The sequence below is a fragment of the Parasulfitobacter algicola genome (assembly GCF_013315265.1).
Classification (GTDB): domain Bacteria; phylum Pseudomonadota; class Alphaproteobacteria; order Rhodobacterales; family Rhodobacteraceae; genus Parasulfitobacter; species Parasulfitobacter algicola.
In genome coordinates this window covers 67,603-88,302 of the sequence record NZ_JABUFE010000010.1, presented here as the reverse complement: position 1 = coordinate 88,302, position 20,700 = coordinate 67,603, and the positions used below count along the sequence as shown (strand labels likewise).

Here is a 20,700-nt window from a genome sequence, read left to right as displayed (position 1 = left end):
ATATATGTATTTTGTCTGCACATAATATTCTGTCAAGACAGGAAACACCATGGCTGTCATTTGGGCGAAACAGGCGTTGTTGCCGACCGGGTGGTCCCAGGATGTGATGGTCAGCATATTTGACGATGGAAAGATCGACAGCGTGCAATCGGGGATCGACCCATCAGGGCAATGTGTCGACATCCTGATGCCTGCACCGGTCAATGCGCATTCTCATGCATTTCAGCGATCAATGGCAGGTTTGACTGAACACCGCGGCTCTGATCCAAATGACAGTTTTTGGAGCTGGCGCAAACTGATGTTTCGATTTCTGGATCAGTTAACGCCCGATCAGGTGCAGGCAGTTTCGGCCTTTGTGCAGATGCAGATGCTTCAGGCCGGATATGCCACGAATGTTGAATTTCACTATCTGCACCATCAACCCGATGGCATGCCGTATGATAACTTGGCCGAAATGTCAGAACGCATCATCGCGGCGGCAGATCAATCAGGTATTGGGTTGACGCTTTTGCCCGTGCATTACCAATTTGGCGGCTGCGATGGACGACCCTTGGCGGAGGGGCAACGACGCTTTGGGAACAATCCGGACCAGTTTGGCAAACTATGTGATCTGGTACAAAAATCACTTTTGCAGCTACCTGGCGATGCCATGTTTGGTGTCGCCCCTCATAGTCTGCGCGCAGTCAATGCCGGTCAGTTTGATGCTTTTTCCAGTCTTGCGAACGGTGGCCCAATCCACATGCATTTGGCCGAACAAAAGGCTGAAGTTGACGAGGTGCGCCATATATTGGGCTGTCGTCCGGTGGAATGGGTGCTGGAAAATCTTGATGTGAATGAACGCTGGTGTATGATTCATTGTACACAACTGTTACCGCATGAAACCAAGGGTCTTGCCAGAACAGGCGCGATTGCAGGCTTGTGCGCCATTACCGAATCCAGTCTGGGCGATGGCATCTTCGACGCTGTGGGATGGTTTGCAAATGCAGGCAAAATTGCTGTGGGATCGGACAGTAATATTCGTATTTCTCTGGCTGAAGAACTTCGAACTTTGGAATATTCGCAACGGTTGCGCGATGGAACACGCGCAGTTATGGCCACGCAAAAGCAATCGACAGGCCGTCGGATATTTGATGCGGTTTGCGCTGGTGGGACTTGTGCGGCTGGGCGAAAGACAGGGGCAATCGCAGCGGGAAACTGGGCCGATTTGCTTGCGCTGGACAACGATCACCCAGATTTGGTGGGTTGTCGGGGCGACAAAATTCTGGATGCGTTCATATTCTGTGGTGGTAATGAAATGGTTCGCGATGTCTGGTCTGCGGGGCGGCATTTGGTTCAAAAAGGTCGACATATCAAACAAGATCAGATCACGCGACATTATGTGGATGCCGTAAAACAGCTAAGGGCCATGTTCTGATGCAAGAAACTCTCAACAGTTGGCAGGCGGTCCACGACGAAGTATTGCGTCGCATCCATGCCCGTGATTGGGCCCCAGGTGATCTGATCCCGAACGAGACTGATCTGGCTGCTGAATTTGGCTGTGCGCGGGCAACAGTGAATCGTGCCTTGCGAACGCTTGCAGAAAACGGCGTGCTGGACCGACGCCGAAAAGCAGGAACACGCGTGGCCTTGCACCCGATCAGCAAAGCAATTCTGGATATTCCCGTGATCCGGCACGAAATCGAACAAAGGGGACAGACGTACGGCTATGTTCTGCTGCAACAGAAATTAGCGGTTCCGCAGATGCAGATACAGTTGGCGATGCATCTAGCTGCAAATACAAAACTGTTGCACGTGAAAGCCGTACATATGGCAGATAACGCGCCTTATGTTATTGAAGATCGATGGATCAATCAAAACTCTGTTAGTGGTGCCAACAGTATAGATTTCAGCATCATCAGTGCAAATGAATGGCTTCTGTCCCATGCGCCTTATACGCATGGTGATATTACATTTTCCGCAGTGGCTGCAGACGCACATAAAAGCGAATTGCTTGCAGCGCAGCCGGGGGATGCATTATTTGAAATGCACCGCACCACATGGGACCATGATATCGTCATCACGACCGTATGCCTGTCTTATGCTCCGGGCCATAAAATGAAGACAACGCTTTAGGCTGCAGTGTTCAATCCGCGACCTTTCAGCAAAGCTTCGACCCCAGGCAAACGCCCACGGAATGCGATGTAAAGATCAGCCGAGTCTACTGAATTGCCTTTGGACAGAATGTGTTCTTCCAGCTTTTTCGCCGTTTCTGGGTCAAATGCACTGCCCGCTTCCTGAAAGGCGGCAAAGGCATCGGCGTCCATGACCTCGGACCACATATAACTGTAATAGCTTGACGCATAATATCCGCCAGAAAAGACATGCGCAAAATGTGGGGTAGCGTGACGCATGCGAATGGCGTTTGGCATTCCGATCTGTTCAAGAACTTGCACTTGCTTTTCCATCGTGTCTGCGGGTGCTGGGCCATCGTGAAATTCCAGATCCACAAGGGCGGATGCAACATACTCAACTGTCTGAAAGCCCATATCATAGTTCGATGCAGCAAGCAGGCGCTTTAGCATGTCCTGCGGCATTGGATCACCGGTTTCAGCATGTACAGCAAATTCGGCTAATACGTCTGGCACCTCAAGCCAGTGTTCATAAAGCTGACTGGGCAGTTCAACAAAATCGCGTGGGACCGACGTGCCTGAAATCATCTCATACGTCACATCGCTAAGCATTTGATGCAGCGCATGGCCAAATTCATGAAACAGCGTACGCGCATCATCATAGGATAACAGCGCAGGTTTATCGGCCGGTGGCTTGGCAAAGTTACAAACATTCATCACAATCGGGCGAATATCTTTTTGCATCCGTTGTTGCGCGCGCAGGGCGGAACACCATGCGCCTGATCTTTTGCCAGCTCGGGCGAAATAATCACCAATGAAAACCGCGATATGTTCGCCGTTGCGTGTGACTTCCCATGCGCGACAATCGGGGTGATACAGCGGTAGATCAAGTGGTTCGAAATCTAGATTAAACAGACGGCTGGAACATGTAAAAGCGGCTTCGATCATGCGGTCCAGTTGCAAGTATGGTTTCAGCTCTGCTTCGTCCAGATCATGGTCGGCCTTGCGGCGTTTTTCGGAATAGTAACGCCAATCCCATGGTTCAAGGTCGCCATTGACCCCGTCGGCCTGCATCATCTTTTCCAAAACCCAGGCATCTGCATTTGCGGCGGCGCGTGCAGGATCCCAAACCTGCATCAGCAATTCACGAACGCGATCAGCGGTACCTGCCATTTCGGTTTCTAGCTTGTATGCCGCAAAATTATCGTATCCCAACAATTGCGCCATTTCAGCCCGCAGTTCCAACATTTCGGTTGTCAGCGCGCGGTTATCGGTTTCGCCGCCCATAGCCCCCCGCGATGTCCAAGCATCATAGGCCGCTTCACGCAAATCCCGCCGTGATGAGAATTGTAAAAACGGCACGATCAGCGATCTGGAAAGGGTAATAACAGCTCTATCTTTACCCATATCCGTACCTGTAGCTGTGGCAGCCTGTATCAGAAAATCTGGTAAGCCTACCATGTCTTCGGGGCCAAGCTCCATGAACCAATCACGTTCGTCCGCCAACAGATTTTGCCCAAACTGCGTACCAAGAACGGCAAGGCGTTGCGTGATCTCTTTCAATCTTTCCCGATCCGCACCCGCCAAAGCGGCCCCTGCACGCACGAAGTTACGGCGCTTTAAGTCCAAAACCCGGTGCTGTTCATCGGTCAGTCCCAGATTATCGCATGTTGCCCATAAGGTTTCGATCCGGGCAAAAAGATCCGCGTTCAGTGATACATCCGAGCCGTATTTCGCAAGCTCTGGCGAAAATACCCTTTGCAGTTCTTCGCGTGCCGGATTGCTGTCTGTGCCTGCAAGGGTATAAAAAACCGACAGTACATCGCCCAATTTTTTATCTGCAAGTTCCAGCGCCTCAACCGTGTTCTTGAATGTTGGCGGTTCGGGATTCTTGGCGATTTCATCCACTTTGGCCCGCGCATCCGCCAAAGTTATATCAAAGGCAGGCTGAAAGTGACTGTCCTGGATCTGGTCAAAAGGCGGAATTTCAAAAGGCGTCGTCCAGTCGATCAGCAGCGGGTTCGTCATAGAAATCTCCTTTCCACAAACTTAGGGCGCCAGCGCTGTGACTTCTAGTGCATCTGGCGAAGATGTTCCTAAATAATGTCTAAGACAAAAACTGAATTTAAAAAATATGATCAAATGAAAGCATAATCGTGACAGAAATTCTGGAACTTATTATTGGGCGTATCGTCGTATGCATTTATGGAACCGAAAAGAACCCAAGACATCCAATATGGCGTAATATAACACGAACAATCGCCTTTGGTGGTGCTGCGGTTGCTATGATCAATATTTTATATTTTTCCGCAGAAATTGAGATCCCGACCGCAATCATTGTGGTTTGGATGCTGTGCTTTTTGACCGTATTCACAGCTGAACTCTATGTTGGATCATATATTATGCTAGCGACATCCTGCGTTTTTGGTTTGCTTTTATTTGGTACGCTTTTGATATCCGTTTAGATTTCTATGACGATGAATTCGCCGTAGAAAATAGACTTCGTTTCAGTGTTTCTGCCTTAAATACCGTTCAAGCTTACGCAGCAGGATGGACAGCGTCACCGTCATGAACAGATAAACCAGCGCGACGACGTTATAGGTCTCAAAGTAGCGAAAATTGCCAGCCGCAGTGACTTTGCCGAGTTGTGTGACGTCTAGTACGCCCAAGACCGATACCAGGCTGGAATCCTTGATCATTGCGATGAAGTCATTTCCAAGCGGTGGCATGATTGTGCGGATGGCTTGGGGAAAAACAATGTGCCGAAAGCGGTGCCATGGTTTCAGGCCAAGGGCTTTCGACGCTTCGATTTGGCCTGGATCTACAGACAGTAAACCTGCGCGAAAAACCTCGGCGATAAAGGCGGAATAGCCGATGACCAGTGCCACAATCGCCCGCCACAACATGGTGAAATCGCGGGTGCGGATCGGATCAAGCCCCAAACCTTCGGCGACCCAGTTCCATCCTGCAACAAGACCTGGCGCCAGTACAAAGGCCACATAAAGCAGCAAGACGATGATCGGCACACCACGAATGATTTCGATGTAAAACCGTGCAATCTGGCGCAATACGATAAAGCGTGACAGGGATGCCATGGCCAGTAAAAGGCCAATGGCGGACGCCAAAGCAAACCCTGCCAGCGTGACAAAGATCGTGATCCAGATACCGCGAGACAAGGTCGTTAAAACCTGAAAATATAGGTCATCCGCGATGATCCGAAACAGGAAATAAGCCCCGATCGCACCTGCCACGATCAGCCAGTATGGGAAATCCTTATCCTGTGGGGGTGTCGGGGTCATAAAGCCCCCATGCCGAGGGCTTTTCTGAGTTTAGCCGCCAACTTTATAGTCCAGAAACCATTTCTTGTTCAGCGCATCTATGGTGCCGTCGGCCTTGATGTCCGCTATGGCGGCGTTGATGGGCGCAACCAGATCTGATCCCTTGGGGAAGATAAAACCAAAATCTTCAGTCCCCAATTTGTCGCCAACGATTTTCAGTGCGCCATCGCTGGCGTTTACATATCCTTCGCCTGCGGTGCCATCTGTCAGCACCATATCAACATCACCTGTGCGTAACGCTTGAACACCTGCACCAAAGGTTTCAAATAGTTTGATACGTGGGTTGGCCTCGTCGCCATCCAAAACATCATAGACACCAACATAGAATGGTGTTGTCCCGGGTTGAGCAGCCATCAACAGATTATTATCAGCCGCAAAGCTGGTAGCATCTGTAAAACGGTCTTCGTCACCACGCACCAGCATGATCATTTCAGATCGCATATAAGGGTCTGAAAAATCGACTTTTTCTGCCCGGTCATCGCGGATAGTGATGCCCGTCATGCCCAGATCAAACTGGCCCTGACTTACGGCGGGGATCATGGCATCCCAACTGATGTTTTCATAGGTGATCGTCATGTTCAGCCGCTTGGCGATTTCAACCATGGCATCGTATTCCCAACCGACCGCACTGCCTGTTGCCGGATCAATGAATTGTAGTGGCGGATAGGCGTTTTCGGTTACAATCACGACCTCTCGTCCCTGAAGATCGGGTAGATCAGCCAAGGCAAAACTGGCAAAAGTCGCAAGGGCTACGGTCAGTGTGGTAAACAGTTTCATTCAGGTCCCTCCTGTTCGTTGACTAATTATGACGTGGTTGGCGCGAGCTACAAGGTTGTCAGACATAGTTTGGCGATCTGTAGCAGTTTCAAACGGCACGATGCGCAGAAATGTGGCACGTCGCCCAAGTATGATTGGCCTATTCTGATATTGCTCATGAACCCTACGCGGTTAGTTACGTCTTGCCACACACTGGGCAGTCAGGTTGCTTTTTCAGTTTAATCTTTCGGGTGTCCGCATAAAGCGCATCATAGATCAGCATCTGGCCGGTTAGCCCTTCGCCCGCACCGGTGATTTCCTTGATCGTCTCAACCGCCATCATCGTGCCAAGAACACCGGGCAGGGGGCCAAGCACGCCGGCCTCGGCACAAGAAGGCGCTAGGCTGGGGTCGGGTGCCTTGGGGAAAATGCACTGATAGCAAGGGCCGACGGTGGCATTATAGGTGCTGATCTGGCCTTCCCATTGAGTCAGCGCGGCGCCGATCAGGGGTTTGCCAAGCGCGACGCAGGTTCGGTTGACCAGACACCGGGTGTCGAAGTTGTCGGTGCCGTCCAGCACGATGTCATAGTCTGCGATCAGGTCTTGGGCGATGTCTTTTGTGAGGCGGCGATTATAGGGGCGAACATTGGTAAAGGGGTTCTGGGCCTTCATCGCGACCTCGGCCGAAAAGACCTTGGGCATGCCTATCCCTGCGTCTCGGTGGATAATCTGGCGTTGCAGGTTGGTGTTTTCGACCGTGTCGTCGTCGATCACGCCGATGGTGCCGATGCCCGCCGCCGACAGATACATCAGCGCGGGCGCGCCCAGCCCACCGGCGCCGATGACTAGCACTTTGGCTTCTTTCAGCTGTTTCTGGCCCAATCCGCCGATTTCGCGCAACACGATATGGCGGGCATAGCGTTCCAGTTCAACTTTGGCGAATAGTTCAGTTTTTGGTGGTGGATCTGCGCTAACGGGATTGGTGCGGGCGCGGATCCACATCAGACCCTTGCGATAAAGTAAAATCAGCCCGGTAAGCGCCCCCAAAAGCAACCACATTGCAGGGGATCCACCAGTGCCTTGTCGGATTGGGTGCCCATCAGGCAGTACCACTTGCAATGCCATGACTGCAGTGAACAGCAGCCCGATCATGATCCAGCGGGCCTGATGCGGTGTTTTCATTAATGCGCCCATACCCCACAAGACGCCAGCCATGATGAAAACGAAAATCATACGCGCCCTGTAGAGCCAAAGCCGCCTTGGCCACGGTCCGTATCTGACAAATGGTCAGTGGCGACGAATTGTGCTTGTACAACCGGTGCAATGACCATCTGTGCTATGCGGTCGCCATGTGCGATGACAAACGGCTGATCGCCCAAGTTCATCACAATGATGCCAAGCGGTCCGCGATAGTCACTGTCAATTGTGCCGGGTGCATTGGGAAGTGTAATCCCGTACTTCAGCGCAAGGCCTGATCGCGGCCTGATCTGCACTTCATATCCAGGAGGGATTTCGATATGCAGGCCAGTTGGGATCAGGGTGCGGACACCTGTTGCCAGTGTGATGCCTGAACCGCGTTGATCGCCAGGTAGATTGGCGCGTATGTCCGCCCCGGCTGCACTTGAGGTTTCATATTTGGGCAGCGGAACGGTCTGGTCAGCGTCAGCGGTCCAAAGATATCGAATAACCGGATGGCTCATGCGTTTAGCACCTGCGCGATACGGTCGGCCAGTTGCCGGGCGACGGCGGTTTTATCCATACGCGGCCAATCTTCGGGCCCTTGATCAGTGATCAGTGTAACATCGTTTTCTGCCCCGCCCATGATGCCAGTATCGGGCCTGATATCATTGGCGATGATCCAGTCGCATCCTTTGCGATGGCGTTTGGCCGTCGCATTTTCAAGCACGTTGTCAGTTTCGGCGGCAAAGCCAATGACCAGTCTGGGCCGATTTTTAGTTAGTTTTGAAACTTCAGCCAAAATGTCGGGATTTTCGGCAAAATTCAGAACGGGCAGTGCGCCTGATCCATCTTTCTTGATCTTATTATCGCTGACATCAGTGACACGCCAATCAGCGACGGCGGCTGCAAATATGGCAGCGTCAGCGGGCAGGCCGTTTAGTGTGGCATCATACATCTGTTGTGCGGTCTGAACGCGGATCACCTGTGCCTCTTTCGGGGGTGGTGTATCGGCGGGACCGGTGACAAAGGTCACGCTTGCCCCCAGATCCAGAAGCGCGCGTGCAATCGCAGTGCCTTGCGCGCCGGATGATCTATTGGCGATATAACGTACCGGATCGATAGGTTCATGGGTCGGACCAGAGGTCACAAGAATATGTTTGCCGGTCAGCGGCCCTTTACCCAATGTAGTTTCAATCGCTGCCACGATTTCCAAGGGCTCAGACATGCGGCCGGGGCCATATTCCCCACAGGCCATATCGCCTTTGTTTGGGCCCACCATCCGTATGCCGTCGCTATGAAGTGTTACCAGATTGCGCTGCGTTGCAGGATGATCCCACATGCGTACATTCATTGCGGGCGCGATCAACACACGCTTGTCGGTTGCCATCAGCACAGTTGAGGCGAGATCATTCGCAATTCCGCCCGCCATTTTCGCCATCAGATCAGCGGTGGCTGGGGCAACAACGACCAAATCGGCTGCTCGGGACAGTTCAATATGGCCCATCTCAGCCTCATCCGTTAGATCGAACAGATCACGATAAATCTTTTCCCCAGCCAGCGCTGAAACACTAAGCGGTGTTACGAATTCTTCGCCCGCGCGGGTCAGAACCGGCGTAATCTTTGCCCCGCGTTCGCGTAAACGTCGGATCAAATCCAGCGATTTAAATGCCGCGATACCGCCGCCGATGATCAGAAGAATGTGTTTGCCAGCCAGCATCGTGCGATCCCCTAAGTAACCGTCCAAGGTTTAGGCATGCCGGACACCTTGCGCAAGTCTAGCGGAACTGTTCGCATGGATCCGGGCGATCTATTGGATCAGTGATCAGCCATAGATCATAGGGCGGGGTGCTGTTAGGCGTGGTCTCAAGCTGACCGATCGACAAAACAGTGACAGTTGGCCGCGCGGATTTGATTTTAGCGGGCATTGCCCAATCGGTTCGGGCATGACCGTTTCCCGTGATCACCACCACCGGGCCATCGGTTTCATCAAGTGCTTCAAGTGTTGTGCGCGACAACACCGCATCACGCAGGCGTTGGGCTTCGACCATGCCGGGCAGCATTTCAGCCGGAAGTGCATCGCAATGGGCGGCTAATTGCAGTGTTTCGCGTTGCATCTGCTGATCTTGGGGCAAAGGGCCAAGAAGAAAGGCATCAGCATCTTTGCCAAATGTTGTTGCTGCGGTGCTTTTCATGGCGGCAATTAGATCATCGCGCCCAACCGCAGCACCAAAGATCGTCGCATTGGGTGCTGCCTTGAAAATCGGATGGTATATCGCAAAATCAGGCCATCCGCTTTCATCCCACTGCAACGCCCGAGCCATTGCAGTTTGATCACCTCTATCGACGTCTTCAATCGCCTTGGCCTGATCCGGTGAAATCATTTCAAACACAATCGCTTGTGGGGCAATTCTCGAAATCGCCAATGCTTGATTGTCATGATGGGTTGGATTGTCGTGAATTTCGCCAAGAATATAAATATCAGCTTTGGGTAAATCTTTTAAAATGTTCGTGCCGATCTGGTCGGCACGAACGACACTCGTTAAAATCACTCCGACCGTAAAGGCCGATATCAGCCTAGAAATTCCATCACCTCATGTGATTGAGCTTCCAGGCTTTTTCTCATTTTACCAAAAGCAGCCGCTTCCAACTGACGAACGCGTTCTTTTGAAAGCCCCAATTCATTACCAAGACTTTCCAGCGTACGGGCGGTCTCACGCAGTTTGCGTTCGCGCACGATGAATTGTTCGCGATCATTCAGATTTGACATGGCATTGACCAGCCAGTTTCGTAAAGTCTCAGTGTCATGTTCGTTTTCGACGGTTTCGGCGGCCTGTTCAGTATCATCTTCAAGGGCTTCGATCCATTCACGACCTTCGTCATCGGTCGATTGGGTCGCATTCAACGAATAGTCAGATCCAGCCAAGCGACCTTCCATCATTTCCACGTCATGCAACGGTACGCCAACTTCCACTGCTATCATCTGGCGCATCTGATGCTTGTCCAGGTTTTCACCAGCAGAGGCTGCTTCGCGTTCCAGACGGGCCTGGACACGGCGCATATTGAAAAACAAAGATTTCTGTGAACTTGTTGATCCGGTCCGTACCATAGACCAATTTCGCATGACATAATCTTGAATAGACGCTTTGATCCACCACACCGCATAGGTTGAAAAGCGTACACCGCGATCAGGATCAAATTTATCAGCTGCTTTCATCAATCCAAGACCAGCTTCCTGGATCAAATCGTTCATCGGCGCGCCATAGCGTTTGAATTTTGCCGCCATGGAAATTGCCAATCGCATATATGCTGTAATCAGTCGATGAAGCGCTGCTTCATCCCGTTGATCCCGCCATGCATAAGCCAGCTTCAGTTCTGTTTCCGCATCCAGCAATTCTGCTTTCATTGCGCGACGCGAAAGAGATTGATCGAAATATCCGTCCAGTGCCATTTTGACCCCCCGGTCTGAGACCCACTTTGCAGGTCTTTGCTTGGATTACATAAGGTGTTACGCGGGGTCACAATGCTTGGATCAAAGAAAGTTTGAAAAATGTCATTGCCGAAACTCACACTTGTTCTAGGCGGGGCGTCTTCAGGCAAATCAGCTTTTGCCGAAAGATTGATAATCGCCACAAGTTTGCCAAAGGTTTACATCGCGACTGCACAGGTTTGGGATGACGAAATGCGCATTAAAGTGGATCGTCATCGCGATATGCGTGGTCAGGGTTGGCGAACTGTCGAAGAACCGATGAACATGGTGGCCGCCTTGTCCGAAGTCAAAGAAGACGAAGTTGCACTGCTGGATTGCGCCACACTTTGGCTTAGCAATCATTTGCTGGCTGAAAACGATTTGGCACAGGCACAAGATGTTCTTTTGCATGCATTGGAAGTTTGCCCTGCCACCGTTGTGGTTGTATCAAACGAAGTGGGCTCTGGCATTGTGCCTGAAACACCACTGGGCCGCAGATTTCGGGATGCACAGGGTCAGTTAAATCAAAAACTGGCTGAAAAAGCGGATAGTGTTGTGATGGTGACTGCAGGTTTGCCATTTGCTTTAAAAGGTCCTTTGCCATGACACGCTTGTGGCTGGTACGTCATGGTCCGACCCACGCCAAATCCATGGTCGGTTGGAGCGACCTTCTGGCTGATCTTTCAGATCAGGCACAGATTGATCGCTTGTCAGACTATCTGCCATCAAACGGCGTTGTCATATCATCAGATTTGCAACGTGCTATTGCCACGGCCGATGCCATTCAAGGGCAGCGCAGGCGTTTACCCCACGATCGCAGATTGCGTGAAATTCACTTTGGTGATTGGGAACTGCGCACATTCGCTGAGATAGAAGCGCAAACGCCAGAACACATCCGCGCCTATTGGGATGAACCCGGTGATGTTCGCCCGCCAAACGGGGAAAGTTGGCACGAAACAGCCGCGCGCGTTGATGCCGCTGTGGATAGCTTGGTCGAACAGAAACATGATGATTTGATCATTGTGGGGCATTTCGGAATGATCCTGACCCAAGTACAACGCGCATTGGCTATCACTCCTTATGAGGCGTTCTCACATCGAATTGATAACTTTTCGGTGACGGAAATGGTGGTGACAGGTGCGGATTGGTCAGTAGATACAATCAACATATTGCCTTAAAGCCCAAAACTATCAGCTATGTTACTCTATTTCAGAATAAAATGCTTATGGCTTTGGGTGGTCATCCCACTCATCACTCAGGATGCGTTGGCTGTTACCGTCAGGGTCGTCATACTGATTTGATCGCATGGTATAGATAAACGCAATCAGACCAATGCCGCCCAAAAAAAGCGAAGCCGGGATCAAATAGATCAGCACATTCATGTCATTTCAACCTTAATGCGTTCAGCGACACTGTAATCGAAGACAGTGACATCGCCAAGGCAGCAGCCAAAGGCGTTGCAAACCCGGCAATGGCAATGGGAACGGCGATTATGTTATAAAGCGTTGCGATCCGGAAATTTTCCTTGATCCGGCTTACGGATTTATCGGCCGTGATCAGTGCATCTGATATCGGGTCCAGGCTTTTGCCTAAAAGAACGATATCCGACGCCACACGCGCCGCATCCAACGCCGATGCGGGCGAGATTGACACTGTGGCTGCCGTTAACGCCGCCGTATCGTTCAATCCATCACCGACCATCAGCACATGTGCATTATTGTCGATCAAATCATTGATACGGGATAGTTTATCACCTGGCAGTGCCTCGGCTATCCAATCTTTGATGCCTAGCCTATTGGCAAGATCTTCAACTGCAACATTCGCATCGCCCGACATCAAGATCACTGTCTTACCATTATCTTGCAGCGCCTTAACGATAGATTGTGCCCCATCGCGTAATCTATCGACAAAGATAAATTGGGCTGAATTGCCGTCTTCGATCCATAAATGAGCTGAGGTTGAAGCCCCTGCATCAGCGCCGACCCAACTGGCACGACCAAGGCGAACAGTTCGATTTTGCCAGCGCGCTTCGATGCCATAGCCGGGTACTTCGTGAATATTCTGCAGACCAGCAGGTTTGATACCCGCATCACGGGCAGCTTGCGTCAGCGCCATGGCCAATGGGTGCGATGATGTTTCGGCCAATGCCAACGCAACCTGCAGATCGTGGCGACTGTGATCGCCAATATTTGTCAGCTGCGGTGCTCCTTGGGTCAACGTGCCGGTTTTGTCGAAAACAACGGTATCGACTTTTGCCAAACGTTCCAAAGCGGTGCCATTTTTGATCAACATGCCTTTGCGAAATAGGCGCCCGGATGCGGCTGTTGTCACCGCAGGCACTGCCAGACCCAATGCGCAGGGGCAGGTGATAATCAGCACGGCAGCGGCAATATTTATCGACATACGCAGATCAAAAGTGAACAAATACCACCCCGCAAAGCTAAGCGCTGACAGAATATGAACGCCTGGGGCATAGAGTTTTGCGGCTTTGTCAGCCAGTGATGTATAACGTGACCGACCGCTTTCAGCGACAGCGACCAGATCAGCCATGCGGTGCAGGGATGTGTCTTCGCCAACGGCAGTTGCGCGAATGGTCAAGGGGCCTGTCAGGTTCACCTCGCCTGCGCTGACATGCGTGTCTGGCCCTGCAAACAGGGGCAGGGTTTCACCGGTTAGGAAGGATCTGTCGATTTCAGATGTGCCACTGACAATAACGCCGTCTACGGGCATTCTTCCACCCGGCCGCACCATTATCATGTCGCCTTTGGTCAGTTCTGATACGCGAACGGTAATCTCGTTATCTCTTTCGATCCGTATCGCTCGTGGAACTTCAAGCGCGACCAGTTCTTCAGCCGCTGATTTGGCAATGGCGCGAGTGCGGTGATCAAGATAACGACCAGCCAGCAGGAAAAAAGTCAGGGTCAACGCTGCATCGAAATAAGCATGATGACCTGAATTTGCAGTTTCATAAAGCGATGTCCCGGCAGCCAGCAGGATTGCCAAAGTGATGGGCACATCCATATTCAGCGCGCCGTTGCGCAGCGCGGCCCATGCATTTTTGAAAAAAGGCTGTGCAGAAAAGGCGATAGTTGGCAGTGTGATCGCGGCGGAAATCCAGTGAAACATATCACGGGTCGCATCCTGGGCACCTGACCAGACCGCAACGGACAAAAGCATGACATTCATTGACGCAAAGCCTGCAACCGCCAACCGCATCAGCAGGGCACGACCCGCCTTGTCGGTTTCAGTCGCAGCGATCGTGCCTGCGTCCAATTCGTGCGCTTCGAATCCCAGGTCGTTCAAAACGGGGATCAGATCAGCCGCCGTCAGATCGGGATCTGCTTCGATACTTGCCCGCTTTAGGGTCAGGTTCACGCGCGCTTCATGCACGTTCGGCATGGCGTTCAGCGCAGACTCAATTTTGGATATACAGGCAGAACAGTGAATGGTTGGCAAAGATAACATAACGCGTGTATCTTCAATCGGTGCTTCATGAACCTGAACACCCACAGCGCATCCTGGACATGCCATTGTTGAAGATTGAAGCGTCGCAGTCATGGATTTAGCTTTCGACCACCAGAACGATCCGTTGGGTAAAGCGTGTACCATCAGCCGCGACAGCCTGCATTCGGATATTCCAGTTGCCAGGCGCAAGATTGACCGGGGCCGTGAAAACCCCGTTTCGGTTCACGAATGCAGGTGTGATATCATCTTTGACGTGTGTGGCGCGACCTAAAGTGGCATCAAGCGATGCCACGCGTACGGGGTCACCATTTATATCAGTGATGCTGAGAACTAGAATATCAGCTTCAACACTTGCATCGACAGTCCATCCCAAGGCTAGTTGCGCTGTGCGTCGTTCATCAAAGGACTGACTGGCAACATAGGAATTCTTGGTCTCAAGCCCCGGAAAAGTCTTCACGGCACTGAATGCAAGCGCAAGATTAACCAGCAGGATTACCCCAAAAGCGGACGCAGTTATGATAAAGACAGTGGTGCCTGTCAGTTCTTTTTCCATTAGGGCGTTCCTTTCCCATTAAAGACTGTGTCGCGATAGGCTCGATCTGTGCTGGCCAGATCTTCGACCCAAAGCCGCAGCTCTGTACGGTCGGATGCGACCGGCGCGCTGCCCGGTCTGGCGGATATGTAAACGCGTTGTAATGTTGTGCTGTCAGGTGGAACTGTCACGACCAACCGCTCGGTTCCTTCAAGTTGAATGCGCAGCACATCGGGGGATGTAAGCGACATACGAAATTCGCGCGCTTCGCCATGTTTATTGCGCAGCCGCACGTCATAGATATTTCGAATTGTGCCATCAGACAGGGTTACAAAGGTTGGATTACGTACTGGGCTGACGGTCATATCAATTTCGGACCGTAAGAAAAGGGCAAAAACCAACGCGATGCCAACGATAGACCACAGCGATGTATAAAGAATTGTGCGTGGCCGCAAAACGTGCCGCCAGATTGGTTTTGCGGCCTGCCCCTCGCGTTCAGCCTGTTCGTCTGCAAGCGACAGATAATCGACCAAACCGCGCGGCTTGCCGATGCGTTCCATCACATCATCACAGGCGTCAATGCAAAGCGCGCATGTGATACATTCCATCTGCTGGCCGTCGCGTATATCAATGCCTACGGGGCAGACATTCACACAGGCCATGCAATCAATGCAGTCACCCAGATTTTCAGCCCCCTCGCCTTTGCGGTGCTTGCCACGGGGTTCGCCACGCCAATCACGATAGCCCACTGTGATCGTATCTTCGTCCATCATTGCGGCCTGAATGCGCGGCCACGGACACATATAAATACAAACCTGTTCGCGCATCAAACCCCCAAACACAAAGGTTGTCGCAGTCAAAATAGCGATCGTGGTATAGGCGACAGGATGGGCATTCAAAGTGACCAGATTAACCAATAAAGTCGGCGCATCAGCAAAATAGAATACCCAGGCGCCACCCGTTGCGACAGCGATTAAAACCCATGTGATCCATTTGGTGATCCGTAATCGCCATTTGCGAAAATCCCACTTCTTCTGGCGATGTAAACGCAACCTAGCGTTGCGATCCCCTTCGATCCAGCGTTCAACCAGAATAAAAAGATCGGTCCAAACAGTTTGCGGGCAGGTATAACCGCACCAAACTCGGCCCAAAGCTGACGTAAATAAAAACAGGCCCAACCCGGCCATGATCAAAAGCCCAGCTATGAAATAAAATTCATGGGGCCAGATTTCGATCATGAAAAAGAAAAACCGTCGGTTCGCCAGATCAACCAATACCGCCTGATCTGGCAAATAGGCGCCGCGATCCCATCTGATCCATGGCGTCAGGTAGTAAATACCAAGCGTCACCGCCATGATGATCCATTTTAGATTGCGGAATTTACCTTTGACCCGGCGGGGAAAGATCGGTTCACGCGCAGCGTAAAGCTGTGGGGTGTCACTGCCAGAGGACAAAATTTGGACCTTTTATATGAGTCGACGCTGACAAGTGTAGTGACAGAGAGCGGAAGACGAAACTTTGACGCAGATCAAAACACGCGATTTGTGCTGCGACATGGGGTCTCGATTATTCTGAGGGCGGGCGTGGCTTAGTGCAAAGACGCTTTGCTTCACATCTTTTACATCGTTACGTTAAGTCACTCGGGCACTATCTTTGCGAACAGTATTTTGGGGAGCAATGAAGTTTGCCTAGGCTGTTTTACTTAATCTGTCTTCAAGAACATCAAAGGGCACGCCGGGTTCGTCTTTCGCAATGCGTATGACAAGCGATGTTTTGACACTTGCGACATTATCTGCCGACGTCAATTCTTCGGTCAGAAATGTCTGGAAAGAGCTAAGATCGGGTGCAACGCATTTCAGAATAAAATCCACTTCGCCGTTCAGCATGTGACATTCACGAACCAAGGGCCAGTTTTTGCAACGACTCTCAAAGGCGCTCAGATCTACCTCTGCTTGGCTTTGCAGTCCGACCATTGCGAAAACCTGCACTTCAAAACCCAAAGCCCTGGCATCTACATCCGCATGATACCCATTGATATATCCGGCCTCTTCCAACGTGCGTACGCGACGCAAACAGGGTGGGGCGGATATCCCAACGCGCTTTGCCAATTCGACATTGGTCATTCTGCCGTCATTCTGCAGCTCGGCCAGTATCTGACGGTCGATCGGATCCAATTTGGTCGTAGACATCTTATGCTCCCTCAATTCTTGCAAACCTTACTTTGACCTGCTGTGATGCGCAATATTATTACTCATATGCGCAACTATATTAATGCAAAATAGTTTATTCCGTGGCTGCATAGCCGCTTTTCAGGGGGTTTCTTCCGCTCTGTCTGGCCGTTATATGCGGTAAATCCATTCTGTTTGAAAGAGTCATAGCCTATGTCAAATTCCCGTCACACAAAAGTTCTGATTATTGGATCCGGACCTGCAGGCTACACCGCTGCCGTTTATGCCAGCCGTGCAATGTTGGAACCGATCCTGGTGCAAGGCATCGAACCGGGTGGACAGCTGACAACCACGACCGAAGTCGAAAATTGGCCCGGCGACACCGAAGTTCAAGGACCCGATCTGATGGTCCGGATGGAAGCGCATGCCAAGGCGATGGGATGCGAAATCATTGGTGACATTATCAATGACCTTGATCTGTCCAAGCGACCCTTTACAGCCATTGGTGATGGGGGAACCGTCTATACGGCTGATGCTGTGATCCTAGCAACGGGCGCACGGGCAAAATGGCTGGGTTTACCGAGCGAGGAAAAATTCAAAGGTTTCGGCGTATCCGCTTGTGCAACATGTGACGGTTTTTTCTATCGTGGACAGGAAATTGCTGTGATCGGCGGTGGTAACACTGCCGTGGAAGAGGCTTTGTTTCTGACCAATTTCGCGTCAAAAGTGACGCTGGTTCATCGCCGCGATGAATTACGCGCCGAGAAAATTCTGATCGACCGTCTTATGAAAAACCCAAAGATTGAACCGCTGTGGTTTCATGAATTGGATGAAGTTATTGGTGATGAAAATCCTTTGGGTGTGACGGGTATTAAGGTCAAACACACTAAATCCGGCAAGATTACTGAAATCCCAGCCAAGGGTGTTTTTGTTGCCATCGGTCATGCGCCGGCCAACGAACTGGTGAAAGATGTGCTGGAAACACATATGGGCGGATATGTGGTGACCAAGCCGGATTCGACCGAAACATCAATCCCCGGCGTTTTTGCGGCCGGTGATTTGACGGATCACAAATACCGCCAAGCGGTGACAAGTGCCGGAATGGGCTGTATGGCCGCGCTGGAAGCTGAACGCTTTTTGGCAGAACATCAGTCCTGATTTTTCGGCATTTACCGGAAATAAGGACTTTTTGATGCAAAGCGACTTGAAGTAGGCTCGTTTAACACGCTAGGCGGCCAATTATATCTGTTTACACAATCAAAACGAGACATCTGCGATGGCAATGCCCCTTAATCTGGCCCCGATCCCTGAACTTTTTGTTTCTTATGAAAGTGCGCAAAAGCTGAAGATTGAAGCAGCTGATTTGACATCCTGGGATTTAAGCCCGCGGCAGATTTGCGATCTTGAATTGCTGATGAACGGTGGGTTTAATCCGCTCAAGGGATTTTTGGGCGAAGATGACTATAACAGTGTTGTCGAAAAGATGCGTTTGGCTGATGGTACGCTTTGGCCGATGCCGATCACCCTGGATGTCGATGAAGAGTTTTCGCAAAATATTGAGATTGGGCAAGATATTGCATTGCGCGACCGGGAAGGCGTTATTCTTGCCACGATGACGGTCACGGATCGCTGGCAGCCAAACAAAGCGAATGAAGCTGAAAAAGTTTTTGGTGCAGATGACGATGCCCACCCGGCCGTCAATTATCTGCACAATCAAGCGGGTCAGATTTATTTGGGTGGCCCCATAACGGGTATTCAGCAACCTGTTCATTATGATTTTCGGGCCCGTCGGGATACCCCTAATGAACTACGTGCTTATTTTCGTAAATTGGGATGGCGCCGCGTTGTGGCGTTTCAAACCCGCAATCCGCTGCACCGTGCGCACCAAGAGTTGACCTTTCGCGCGGCCAAGGAAACCCAAGCCAATTTGTTGATCCATCCGGTTGTTGGAATGACAAAGCCCGGTGATATCGACCATTTTACGCGCGTACGCTGTTACGAAGCTGTGCTGGATCAATATCCACAAGCGACAACCACAATGAGTTTGCTTAACCTGGCGATGCGTATGGCCGGCCCACGAGAGGCTGTCTGGCACGGTCTGATCCGCAAAAATCATGGTTGTACACATATGATCGTCGGTCGCGATCATGCAGGACCCGGTAAGAATTCAAGCGACGACGATTTCTATGGCCCTTACGATGCACAAGAACTGTTCAAGGTGCATCAAGACGAGATGGGCATCGAAATGGTTGACTTTAAGCACATGGTTTATGTGCAAAACCGTGCCCAATATGAACCTGCTGACGAGGTGGAAGAGGGTGCGACGGTTTTGAATATTTCTGGCACGGAACTGCGTCGCCGTTTAAGCGAAGGGCTTGATATTCCAGAATGGTTCAGCTTTCCTGCGGTCGTTTCAGAGCTTCGTAAAACTCGGCCGCCGCGTGCGCAACAAGGCTTTACTGTCTTTTTTACCGGCTTTTCAGGATCGGGAAAATCGACCATTGCTAATGCGCTTATGGTCAAATTAATGGAGATGGGTGGTCGCCCCGTGACATTGCTGGATGGTGATATTGTTCGCAAAAACCTGAGCTCTGAACTTGGTTTTTCTAAAGAACATCGTGATTTGAATATCCGTCGCATCGGTTATGTCGCATCCGAGATTACTAAAAATGGCGGCATTGCGATCTGTGCGCCCATTGCACCCTATGCAACAACACGGCGGGCTGTTCGCGAAGATATTGAACAGTTTGGTGCTTTTGTTGAAGTACATGTTTCAACCAGTATTGAAGAATGTGAACGACGCGATCGCAAGGGGCTTTATAAATTAGCCCGCGAAGGTAAGATTAAGGAATTTACGGGTATTTCTGACCCATATGACGTGCCTAATAACCCCGAATTACGGGTCGAGACTGAAAACGTTGATGTTGATAATTGCGCACACCAGATTTTGCTAAAGCTGGAATCGCTTGGGTTGATAGCCGCATAAAAAGCGGCAAAATAACTTGCAGAATTTCAGATACAGTATCGGGATTTAAAGTAAGAAAGGCGACCTCTGGTGCGTTTTGAGGCTAAAAACGCTGAGGTCGCCGATCTAGAACGAGCGATTGATGCAAATACATCGATATGAGGGCAACCTAAAATTATCATTCGGTCTGTCTTTTGGCTTCTGGGGAAGAAACCGCATGACTTTGCCCTTAAAACAATGGGAAACGAATACTAACCAAGTAGGCATAAAATCGCCTATGTCGTCATCACTGTCAATGATTTGTTTGCTGAAAAGTGAATTATTTTTGCGCCAAAAGAAATAAGCCTGCAATTATGCAAGCTTATTAAGCAGTTTTCGGATCAGTCATATCTTAATAATTATTCAGATTGCTCTTTGATGCGCTCAAACATCTCTTTTCGACGCGTCCCGCGCTGCCAAGGCATGGGATGTGCTTCTGTGTCTGCCGCTTGAATCAGTGTTTGCACCCAGTGGTTTTCCTGAAGTTTTGCTGTACCGCTTTGATCTAACATTTGTAACCTCTTTAACTGTGCAACTTAGACATATTATTCCACTTACTATTGCTGTGATTTTAGGCGCGGTTTTGTTCGAAGGGTGACGTTAAATGTGTTTTTGTGATTTTCGTTCGTACCAGGCGTTAACCATTTACCTCATATATTTCTAAGGTTTCGGTGCATTGATGA

21 protein-coding genes are annotated in these 20,700 nt (G+C 50.8%); 7 read left to right on the top strand and 14 right to left on the bottom strand.

All coding sequences use genetic code 11. The features are described 5' to 3' along the window. Positions 1-49 precede the first annotated feature (49 nt). Together HRQ87_RS15240 and HRQ87_RS15235 are read left to right on the top strand one after the other, a co-directional pair. A complete protein-coding gene (locus tag HRQ87_RS15240; protein WP_174139301.1) occupies positions 50-1,414 on the top strand; it encodes a formimidoylglutamate deiminase in 1,365 nt (454 codons plus the stop codon). After that, positions 1,414-2,112, top strand: a complete 699-nt coding sequence (locus HRQ87_RS15235) for a histidine utilization transcriptional repressor HutC (protein WP_174139300.1) — start codon at positions 1,414-1,416, stop codon at positions 2,110-2,112. The genes HRQ87_RS15240 and HRQ87_RS15235 overlap by 1 nt, the downstream gene beginning before the upstream one ends. On the opposite strand, the gene HRQ87_RS15230 is transcribed toward HRQ87_RS15235, so the two are convergent. Next, a complete protein-coding gene (locus tag HRQ87_RS15230) occupies positions 2,109-4,136 on the bottom strand; it encodes a M3 family metallopeptidase (protein ID WP_174139299.1) in 2,028 nt (675 codons plus the stop codon). The genes HRQ87_RS15235 and HRQ87_RS15230 overlap by 4 nt on opposite strands. A 128-nt stretch (positions 4,137-4,264) precedes the next feature. On the opposite strand from HRQ87_RS15230, the gene HRQ87_RS15225 reads away from it, so the two are divergent. Next, positions 4,265-4,573 carry a hypothetical protein gene (locus tag HRQ87_RS15225; protein ID WP_174139298.1) on the top strand — a complete coding sequence of 103 codons (309 nt, stop codon included), beginning with the start codon at positions 4,265-4,267 and terminating at the stop codon, positions 4,571-4,573. A 42-nt stretch (positions 4,574-4,615) separates the two neighbouring features. Here HRQ87_RS15225 and HRQ87_RS15220 read toward each other — a convergent pair whose 3' ends face one another. From HRQ87_RS15220 to HRQ87_RS15190, 7 genes are all read right to left on the bottom strand, one after another. Next, positions 4,616-5,407 (bottom strand): amino acid ABC transporter permease, encoded by a 792-nt coding sequence (locus tag HRQ87_RS15220; RefSeq protein ID WP_174139297.1) that lies wholly within the window; start codon positions 5,405-5,407, stop codon positions 4,616-4,618. A gap of 30 nt (positions 5,408-5,437) precedes the next feature. Beyond that, complete coding sequence (locus HRQ87_RS15215; RefSeq protein ID WP_174139296.1) at positions 5,438-6,223, bottom strand: transporter substrate-binding domain-containing protein; 786 nt, start codon at positions 6,221-6,223, stop codon at positions 5,438-5,440. 175 nt (positions 6,224-6,398) lie between these two features. Further along, complete coding sequence (locus HRQ87_RS15210; protein WP_174139295.1) at positions 6,399-7,436, bottom strand: HesA/MoeB/ThiF family protein; 1,038 nt, start codon at positions 7,434-7,436, stop codon at positions 6,399-6,401. Further along, a complete protein-coding gene (dut, locus tag HRQ87_RS15205; RefSeq protein ID WP_174139294.1) occupies positions 7,433-7,903 on the bottom strand; it encodes a dUTP diphosphatase in 471 nt (156 codons plus the stop codon). The genes HRQ87_RS15210 and dut overlap by 4 nt, the downstream gene beginning before the upstream one ends. Then, positions 7,900-9,099: a bifunctional phosphopantothenoylcysteine decarboxylase/phosphopantothenate--cysteine ligase CoaBC gene (coaBC, locus tag HRQ87_RS15200; protein ID WP_174139293.1), complete on the bottom strand. Its 1,200-nt coding sequence runs from the start codon at positions 9,097-9,099 to the stop codon at positions 7,900-7,902. The genes dut and coaBC overlap by 4 nt, the downstream gene beginning before the upstream one ends. A gap of 58 nt (positions 9,100-9,157) precedes the next feature. Then, on the bottom strand, positions 9,158-9,931 hold the full coding sequence (locus HRQ87_RS15195) for a ChaN family lipoprotein (RefSeq protein ID WP_343035325.1): 774 nt from the start codon (positions 9,929-9,931) through the stop codon (positions 9,158-9,160). Positions 9,932-9,951: 20 nt separating this feature from the next. After that, the gene (locus tag HRQ87_RS15190) at positions 9,952-10,830 is read right to left on the bottom strand and encodes an RNA polymerase factor sigma-32 (protein WP_174139292.1); all 879 of its coding nucleotides are present in this window, start codon (positions 10,828-10,830) and stop codon (positions 9,952-9,954) included. A gap of 99 nt (positions 10,831-10,929) precedes the next feature. Here HRQ87_RS15190 and cobU point away from each other — a divergent pair, with 99 nt between their 5' ends. Further along, positions 10,930-11,454, top strand: coding sequence for a bifunctional adenosylcobinamide kinase/adenosylcobinamide-phosphate guanylyltransferase (gene cobU, locus HRQ87_RS15185; protein WP_174139291.1), 525 nt, complete (start codon positions 10,930-10,932; stop codon positions 11,452-11,454). Next, complete coding sequence (locus tag HRQ87_RS15180) at positions 11,451-12,026, top strand: histidine phosphatase family protein (protein WP_174139290.1); 576 nt, start codon at positions 11,451-11,453, stop codon at positions 12,024-12,026. Before cobU ends, HRQ87_RS15180 begins: the two co-directional genes overlap by 4 nt. Before the next feature lie 45 nt (positions 12,027-12,071). On the opposite strand, the gene ccoS is transcribed toward HRQ87_RS15180, so the two are convergent. The 5 genes from ccoS to HRQ87_RS15155 form a co-directional block, all read right to left on the bottom strand. Further along, the gene (gene ccoS, locus HRQ87_RS15175; protein WP_174139289.1) at positions 12,072-12,230 is read right to left on the bottom strand and encodes a cbb3-type cytochrome oxidase assembly protein CcoS; all 159 of its coding nucleotides are present in this window, start codon (positions 12,228-12,230) and stop codon (positions 12,072-12,074) included. 1 nt (position 12,231) lies between these two features. Next, positions 12,232-14,406, bottom strand: coding sequence for a heavy metal translocating P-type ATPase (locus tag HRQ87_RS15170; RefSeq protein ID WP_174139288.1), 2,175 nt, complete (start codon positions 14,404-14,406; stop codon positions 12,232-12,234). A 4-nt stretch (positions 14,407-14,410) separates the two neighbouring features. Next, positions 14,411-14,866, bottom strand: a complete 456-nt coding sequence (locus HRQ87_RS15165; RefSeq protein WP_174139287.1) for a FixH family protein — start codon at positions 14,864-14,866, stop codon at positions 14,411-14,413. Continuing rightward, the gene (gene ccoG, locus HRQ87_RS15160; RefSeq protein ID WP_217430470.1) at positions 14,866-16,299 is read right to left on the bottom strand and encodes a cytochrome c oxidase accessory protein CcoG; all 1,434 of its coding nucleotides are present in this window, start codon (positions 16,297-16,299) and stop codon (positions 14,866-14,868) included. The genes HRQ87_RS15165 and ccoG overlap by 1 nt, the downstream gene beginning before the upstream one ends. A 234-nt stretch (positions 16,300-16,533) precedes the next feature. Then, positions 16,534-17,034, bottom strand: a complete 501-nt coding sequence (locus tag HRQ87_RS15155) for an Lrp/AsnC family transcriptional regulator (protein WP_174139286.1) — start codon at positions 17,032-17,034, stop codon at positions 16,534-16,536. A gap of 192 nt (positions 17,035-17,226) precedes the next feature. On the opposite strand from HRQ87_RS15155, the gene trxB reads away from it, so the two are divergent. Together trxB and HRQ87_RS15145 are read left to right on the top strand one after the other, a co-directional pair. After that, positions 17,227-18,171 carry a thioredoxin-disulfide reductase gene (gene trxB / locus HRQ87_RS15150; RefSeq protein ID WP_174139285.1) on the top strand — a complete coding sequence of 315 codons (945 nt, stop codon included), beginning with the start codon at positions 17,227-17,229 and terminating at the stop codon, positions 18,169-18,171. A 118-nt stretch (positions 18,172-18,289) separates the two neighbouring features. After that, positions 18,290-19,999, top strand: coding sequence for a bifunctional sulfate adenylyltransferase/adenylylsulfate kinase (locus HRQ87_RS15145; RefSeq protein WP_174139284.1), 1,710 nt, complete (start codon positions 18,290-18,292; stop codon positions 19,997-19,999). A 377-nt stretch (positions 20,000-20,376) separates the two neighbouring features. Here the strand turns inward: HRQ87_RS15145 and HRQ87_RS15140 are convergent, their stop codons facing one another. Beyond that, positions 20,377-20,529, bottom strand: coding sequence for a hypothetical protein (locus HRQ87_RS15140; RefSeq protein ID WP_174139283.1), 153 nt, complete (start codon positions 20,527-20,529; stop codon positions 20,377-20,379). Positions 20,530-20,700 lie beyond the last annotated feature (171 nt).